This is a genomic window from Pseudomonas sp. EggHat1 (assembly GCF_014892995.1).
Classification (GTDB): Bacteria; Pseudomonadota; Gammaproteobacteria; order Pseudomonadales; family Pseudomonadaceae; genus Aquipseudomonas; species Aquipseudomonas chaetocerotis.
On the sequence record NZ_JACKQK010000034.1, the window covers coordinates 1 to 1,334 of the forward strand.

The following is a 1,334-nucleotide window of genomic DNA, read 5'->3' on the forward strand; positions in this document are numbered from 1 at the left end:
TGTATATGGACTCTCCACACAAGTAGTGAGCAAAGCTTTGCTTTTGCACCTGTCGTCAGCGCGGTTGCATTCGTATATCCGGCCTGTTTTTGGACTTTTCCGCCCTGGCCATTCTGTAGTTCGCGCAGCGGGGGCCAAGCGTTCAATCGATCACAGGGATCATCGTTGTTATCGGCCTTGCTCCGCTGCAGGACTCGCCTGTTACGACAGTGCTGCTGCTCACCACAACCACAAGAAAACCATCACACCTTTCTGATTACCCCTGCCGTCAGRCGGGCTTTACGCTCTGCCAATTGCCATTGAAACGCCGCTCGTGGCACCACACCGCCCAGCAGATCCGCACCAGCTTGTTGGCCAGTGCTACAGCCGCTTTGTTGTGGCCGATACGTTCTGCCGTCTGCACAGCCCAACGCTGCAGTTGGGTCAGCTTCTCCGGGGTGCGCGACTGACATCGCTGGGCCGCCAGCAAAGCCGCGCGCGAACCGTGGATCAATAACGTGCGGACATAGACGCTACCCTGCCGGCTGATATGGCCAAGCTTGCGGCTATTACCGCTGCTGAACTCACGCGGCGTCATGCCCAGCCAGGCGCTGAGCTGACGACCACTGGCAAAGCGCTCGGGCTTACCGACGGCGGCCGTAAGGGCGCTGGCAGTCAGCAGCCCAATACCACTGACCTCATCCAGTTTGCGCACGATTTCATCGTCAGCATGCCAGCGCTTGAGCTGCTGCTCACATTCGGCCATGCACTGCACATACAGGTTGATCTCGGCCAGAACGATATGCAGCAGACGGCTCAGGGGCGCGAGTTCAGGCTGCTCAACCAGCCCACTGGCAGCCCGGATGAAGGCGGCGGTCGATGCCGGGGCTTCGATCCCCGCTTCACGCAGCATCCCGCGCAGCAGGTTGATGCGCTGGGTGCGACTCTTCTTCCAGGTTTCCCGCAGCCCGTGCAATTGCTGAAGCTGTTGCTGATCGTGGCTCTTCACCGGCACGGGATGAATGTCGGTGCAGCGCGCCGCTTCGAGCATGGCATCGCAGTCATTGCGGTCGGTCTTGTTGCGTCGGCGATAGGGCCGCACGTAGCGCGGGTGCAGCAGCTTCACCTGATGACCGAGCGATTGCGCCAGCCGCCCCCAATAGTGCGCTGTGCCACAGGCTTCCATCACCCACTCGACCGGCTCGCCCTGCTCCTGTATATATCGCCGGAACGCCTCTCGGTTCAGCCGCTTGCGCTGCACCACCTGGCCGGAACGGACACTCTCGGCAACTTGGTAAACGGACTTGGCCAGATCAACTGCAATTCGTTTCATGGCAGCTCTCCCATTCTTCAAC

At 60.3% G+C, this 1,334-nt stretch carries 1 protein-coding gene; it reads right to left on the reverse strand.

All coding sequences use genetic code 11. From position 1 onward, the window contains the following. Window positions 1–268: 268 nt before the first annotated feature. Window positions 269–1,312 (reverse strand): IS110 family transposase, encoded by a 1,044-nt coding sequence (locus INS93_RS24560; protein ID WP_192985855.1) that lies wholly within the window; start codon window positions 1,310–1,312, stop codon window positions 269–271. Window positions 1,313–1,334 lie beyond the last annotated feature (22 nt).